Genomic DNA, 5,530 nt, shown 5'->3' on the forward strand with positions numbered 1-5,530 from the left:
CGCGCGGCCAATGTCCTCGGCGATCTGCGACATGGCCGGGCACCCCGAATAGGTCGGCGTGATGACGACTTCGAGCGTGCCGTCGGCCGCTCGTCTCACCTCTCGCAAGATGCCGAGATCGCGGATCGATACGACCGGAATTTCGGGATCCGGCACCGCTTCGAGCGCAAGGCATGCCCGCGCGAGCACGTCGCCCGGCGGATTCGCACGAGAGCCGGCCCGGTAGCCGGCGTGGTCGGAAGTGTTGGATGCGTGGCGCATATCGGTTCGGCCCAGTGCAGGTACGTTGAGCGAGCGGCTCGCTTACCAGCTCGCGCCGGGATGGTGGCGCGCGAGAGACTGCATTTCGGCAAGCAGAAAGCCCATGTGCTCCGAGTGCTCGCCATGCTTGCCGGTACTGACATGTCCCTCGACGGGCGGCATGCCGAGCGTCGCTTCGTCGAGCGTGCGCGTGACTTCGGCGCGCCATGCGTCTTCGAACGTCGTTGTGCGCACGCCGACTCCCGCGGCGGCCACCTGGTCTTCCAAGGCGTCGGCATCGAAGAATTCGCGCGTGTAAGGCATCAGATAATCGAGCGCCGCTTGCGCGCGCCGGTGCGATTCGTCGGTGCCATCCCCGAAGCGCACGAGCCAGTCCTGAGCGTGATGCAGGTGATAGCGGGTTTCCTTGACCGACTTCGACGCGATGGCGGCCAGTTGGGCGTCGAGCGAGGCCTCGAGCGCGCGCCAGATGTACGCCATGAGCGCCGAATAAAGGAAATTGCGCACTATCGTGACGGCATAGTCGCGCGGCGCCTGCGCCGTTGCGCCGAGCGGGCCGGCATGCGGCAGTTCGAGCAGCGTGTAGTTGGCGAAAGCGCGTTCGTCGCGAAAATAGGCGTAATCGTCCTCGGTCTTCACTGCGCCCGTGAGCGTCAATTCGAGCGCGGCCGCATGCGAATAGAGCAGCCTCGCCTGCCCGATCAGATCGAGGCTCATATTGGCGAGCGCGATGTCCTCTTCGAGTACGGGGCCGTGGCCGCACCATTCGGCGTTTCGCTGTCCGAGGACGAGTGCGTTGTCTGCGAGGCGCAGGATATAGGCGAGATGTTCGGGCGTGATGGTCATGGCGGATTACATGTGATTGACTTCGTCCGGCAGCGTATAGAACGTCGGATGTCGATAGATCTTGTCGCCGGCGGGATCGAACATCTCGCCTTTTTCATTCGGATCGGAGGCCGTGATCGCCGCGGCCGGCACGACCCAGATGCTCACGCCTTCCTGGCGGCGCGTATAGACATCGCGCGCCATGCGCAATGCCATCGACGCATCCGCCGCATGCAGGCTGCCGCAGTGCTTGTGATCGAGCCCTTGCTTGCTGCGCACGAACACTTCCCAGATCGGCCATTCTTTGTTCATCGAAACACTCCTCGAATGCGTGATTTGCGGTTACGAGCCGACGCCTCGCGTGGCAAGGCGTCAGGCGGCGCGTTGCTGCGCGCGCCGGCGCTGTTTTTCCTCATGGGCGAGGGCCGCTTCGCGCACCCAGGCACCGGCCTCGTGTGCTTTGACGCGCGTAGCGAGCCGTTCCTTGTTGCACGGGCCGTCGCCATTGAGGACACGTTTGAATTCTTCCCAGTCGATCGCGCCGAAATCGTAATGACCGCGCGCTTCGTTCCATCGAAGGTCGGCGTCGGGCAACGTCACACCGAGTACCTTCGCTTGTTCGACGATCGCATCGACGAACTTCTGGCGCAGATCGTCGTTCGAGATGCGCTTGATGCCCCACTGCGCCGACTGATTGCTGTGCACCGACTCCTTGTCGCTCGGGCCGAACATCATGAGCACGGGCCACCACCAGCGATCGACCGCTTGCTGCACCATGGCGCGCTGAGCATCCGTGCCTTTCATCATCGCCAGCAGCGCATCGAAGCCCTGACGCTGATGAAACGACTCTTCCTTGCAGATGCGGATCATCGCGCGTGCGTAGGGCCCATACGTGCAGCGGCATAGCGGAATCTGATTCATGATCGCGGCGCCGTCGACGAGCCAGCCGATCACTCCGACGTCCGCCCAGGTCGGCGTCGGATAGTTGAAGATGCTCGAATATTTGGCACGACCGGCATGCAGCGCGTCGATCAGCGCATCGCGCGACACGCCGAGCGTCTCGGCCGCGCTATACAGGTAGAGTCCGTGGCCGCCTTCGTCCTGAACCTTGGCGAGCAAAATCGCTTTGCGCTTCAGGCTCGGAGCTCGGCTGATCCAGTTGCCTTCGGGCAGCATGCCGACGATCTCGGAATGCGCGTGCTGCGAAATTTGCCGCACGAGCGTCTTGCGGTAGGCGTCGGGCATCCAGTCCTGCGGTTCGATCTTGCCGTCCGCGGCGATGACGGCATCGAAGCGGGCTTCGCCCGGCGTTCCCGAACCGGGTTCGGGGGGCGCGACGTTGCCCGGAATATCGAGGGATTGGGTGTACATGGGGTTGAGCGCTCCTGCTCGATCGGTCTCGGTCATGGCGATTATAAGCCAACCGACCGGTCGGTCAATAAAATAACGCGAGCACCGCGAAGGAGGCGCGTGGCAGCGCGCCGGTACCCCGGTCCGGGCGGGGACGTGCGGTAAGCCATGCAACCCGCATGGATATCCCGTTGATGATGAGAATCGCTCGTATTATCCTTCTCATTATTAAACGTCGAAACCCGAAACTCTTTAGTCCTCCATGAAAACCACACGCGCCTTCGCCGTCCCCGTTCTCTTCTTCGCCGCCGCGGCCCTGTACACATCGAGTGCGGTTGCCGCGGACGATTCGTACACCCTGACGTTGAAGGACCACAAATTCGCTCCGGATGGGCTGACCATTCCGGCCGGCAAGAAGGTAAAGGTCACCGTGAAGAACCTCGATGCGACGCCGGCCGAATTCGAAAGCGACGATTTCAAAGCCGAGAAGGTGATTCCCGCGGGCAAGCAGGTCGACATCCTGGTGGGGCCGCTGAAAGCCGGAACCTACGAGTTTCACGACGAGTACCACGAAGCCGAATCCAAGACCCGGCTGACCGTCAAGTAACAACCTCACTGCGCGCCGATCATGCTCTCCACCGCTCTCATCGTTTTTCGCGAGGTTCTCGAAGCCGCGCTGGTCGTCTCGATCGTCCTCGCGGCCACCAAAGGGGTGCCTCGTCGCGGCATGTGGGTCGGCGGCGGCCTGGTTGGCGGCGTCGTGGGCGCGGGCCTCATTGCGGCCTTTGCCGACGTCATTTCGTCGTGGGCATCGGGCATGGGGCAGGAGGTGTTCAACGCGGGCGTGATGTTCGTCGCGGTCGTCATGCTCGCATGGCACAGCATCTGGATGGGCAAACACAGCCGGGAAATGACGCGGCAGCTTTCGGCGATCGGTAAAGCCGTCGCCGCCGGCAGCACGCCGCTGACCGGGCTTGCCATCGTCGTGGGCGTTGCGGTGCTGCGAGAGGGCTCGGAAGCAGTCCTCTTCCTGTATGGGATCGCCGCGGGGGAGCCTGGGCAGACGTCCCAGATGATCGTGGGTGGGCTGCTCGGCATTATCGGCGGCGTCGGCCTCGGTGCTGCAATGTACGCAGGATTGCTGCAGATTCCGCTGAAGCGCCTGTTCAGTGTCACCAACGGACTCATCGTTTTGCTTGCCGCCGGCATGGCGAGCCAGGGAATGGGTTTCCTTCTCGCTGCCGGTCTCGTGCCATCGTGGGGCGATACGGTCTGGGACACTTCCTGGCTGCTCCGGGAAACCAGTATCGTCGGCAAGATGCTTCATACGCTCATCGGCTATACGGCGCGCCCGGCGGGGATCCAGGTCGTGGCCTACGTGGCAACGCTCGTCACCATCGTTTTGCTCGCTCGCAAGGTCGCCAGCCCACAGCGCGCCGCGCGTCAGCCGGCGTAGGCAGCGTAGGCGGCAGCTCCTCCCATCCGGTATAGGGCGATGCCGCCCGTGAAATCCAATGCCTTGAATCCATGGGCCGCCGCCGGATAGCGGCGTCGTCGGAATGGTGCACAATCTGCACTTTTTCGACGGACTGATTTCATGCGTTACCGCTTTTCGAAGGTACTCGGCGGGCTGGGCTGTTCGGTGCTGCTGTGCTTGGCGGCAGTGCGTGCGCCTGCCGCGGAGCCTGGCCGAGGCCAGCCGCAATGGGTGGAGGCCTGGGCGACGGCGCTACAGTCGATCCCCGAGTTGCGCAACCCGCCGCCGCTTTATCGCGCCCCGGAGGTCGGCAACCGGACCGTTCGCGAGATCGTCTATCCGACCCTGTCGGGCGAGCGCGTCCGGCTGCGCCTGAGCAACGCTTACGGACGTGCGCCCTTGGTATTGACGGACGTGCGACTTGCGCGTTCGGCGGCAGGCGCGGCGACGAAGCCTCCCGCATCGGCACCGGTCACCTTCGGCGGACACGCATCGATCGAGCTGCTGCCGGGCCAGGAGATCGAGAGCGACGCCATTCCCTTCAAACTCGATGCCGGGCTCGCCTATGCGGTCAGTGCCCATGCCGCGCCTGGACAGGTGTTGGGCGCCTGGCATCGCGTCGCGAATCAGGTGAACTATGTTTCCGCGCCGGGCGATCATGCCGGCGATCCCGGCGCCAGTGCTTATCCGGCGCGCTTTACGGAGCACGCGTGGGTGACGGGCATCAGCGTGGAGACGGCCGGGGCCTCGGCCGTTGCGGCGATTGGCGATTCGATCACGGACGGCATGCGTTCGAGCCTCGACCAGAACCGGCGCTGGCCTGACGCGTTCGCGCGCCGCCTTGCGCAGGCGGGCGAACGTTCGACAGCGGTGCTCAATCTCGGCATCAGCGGCAACCGTCTTCTGAGCGATTCGCCGTGCTACGGCGAGGCGCTCGAACGTCGCTTCGGGCGCGATGTGCTGGCGCGCCCCGGTGTGAAGGCGACGATCGTGATGATCGGGATCAACGACATCAATTTTGCATCGATGCCTCCGCGCAAGGGGCTCGATTGCGACGAGCCGCATACGCGGGTCGCGGCGCGCGATTTGATCGAGGGTTATCGCCGGTTGGTTGCCGCATCGCACGCGCGCGGCATCCGGATCTTCGGTGCGACGCTCACCCCCGCATCGCTGCCGGCAGAGCGCGAAAGCGTGCGCCAGGCGGTCAATGGCTGGATCCGCACCGGTGGGGGTTTCGATGGCGTGGTCGATTTCGATGCGGCATTGCGTGACGGCGCCCGCCCGGATCGGCTGCGCGCCGAGTACGACAGCGGCGACCACATCCATCCGAGCGATGCCGGGTACGCGGCGATGGCGCGAGCGGTCCCACTCGAGGCGGTCGTGGCGGCCGCGCGCGGGCGCTGAAAAATGTTGGATTCACGGGCTTGTCATGCGAGTCTGCTTGGCCTACTATTCGCATCCTCTTTGAGAGGCGCCGGATTGCAGCGTGCCGCGGTCGACGGGTTTTAAGCGAAGCGAGAAAAAACCAGTTGACGATGTACGAGAAGGGCTGCATAATCTCGCTTCTCTGCTGCTTAAGCAGCAACGCAAGACGGTGAGCCGGGTGGTGATGACGGC

Annotated in this window: 7 protein-coding genes; 3 read left to right on the forward strand and 4 right to left on the reverse strand. The window is 64.1% G+C overall.

Features of this window, described 5'->3' with window-relative positions; genetic code table 11:
* From ACO1XS_RS17820 to paaA, 4 genes are all read right to left on the reverse strand, one after another.
* The coding region (locus ACO1XS_RS17820; protein ID WP_486391301.1) for a metal-sulfur cluster assembly factor at positions 1 to 261 on the reverse strand (261 nt) is incomplete at its 3' end.
* A 42-nt stretch (positions 262 to 303) separates the two neighbouring features.
* Positions 304 to 1,107 carry a 1,2-phenylacetyl-CoA epoxidase subunit PaaC gene (gene paaC, locus ACO1XS_RS17825; RefSeq protein ID WP_486391302.1) on the reverse strand — a complete coding sequence of 268 codons (804 nt, stop codon included), beginning with the start codon at positions 1,105 to 1,107 and terminating at the stop codon, positions 304 to 306.
* 6 nt (positions 1,108 to 1,113) lie between these two features.
* Positions 1,114 to 1,398: a 1,2-phenylacetyl-CoA epoxidase subunit PaaB gene (gene paaB / locus ACO1XS_RS17830; RefSeq protein ID WP_331571953.1), complete on the reverse strand. Its 285-nt coding sequence runs from the start codon at positions 1,396 to 1,398 to the stop codon at positions 1,114 to 1,116.
* Between the two features lie 60 nt (positions 1,399 to 1,458).
* Complete coding sequence (gene paaA / locus ACO1XS_RS17835) at positions 1,459 to 2,457, reverse strand: 1,2-phenylacetyl-CoA epoxidase subunit PaaA (RefSeq protein ID WP_481579953.1); 999 nt, start codon at positions 2,455 to 2,457, stop codon at positions 1,459 to 1,461.
* A 241-nt stretch (positions 2,458 to 2,698) separates the two neighbouring features.
* Between paaA and ACO1XS_RS17840 the strand changes: the two genes are divergently transcribed.
* The 3 genes from ACO1XS_RS17840 to ACO1XS_RS17850 all read left to right on the forward strand — a co-directional run bounded on the left by ACO1XS_RS17840 (position 2,699) and on the right by ACO1XS_RS17850 (position 5,317).
* Entirely contained in the window at positions 2,699 to 3,043 is a 345-nt protein-coding gene (locus ACO1XS_RS17840; RefSeq protein WP_331571957.1) for a cupredoxin domain-containing protein, read from the forward strand.
* A gap of 21 nt (positions 3,044 to 3,064) precedes the next feature.
* Entirely contained in the window at positions 3,065 to 3,892 is an 828-nt protein-coding gene (locus ACO1XS_RS17845) for an FTR1 family iron permease (protein WP_486391303.1), read from the forward strand.
* 141 nt (positions 3,893 to 4,033) lie between these two features.
* Positions 4,034 to 5,317 carry an SGNH/GDSL hydrolase family protein gene (locus ACO1XS_RS17850; protein WP_486391304.1) on the forward strand — a complete coding sequence of 428 codons (1,284 nt, stop codon included), beginning with the start codon at positions 4,034 to 4,036 and terminating at the stop codon, positions 5,315 to 5,317.
* Positions 5,318 to 5,530: the final 213 nt, after the last annotated feature.

The organism is Trinickia sp., assembly GCF_057351765.1.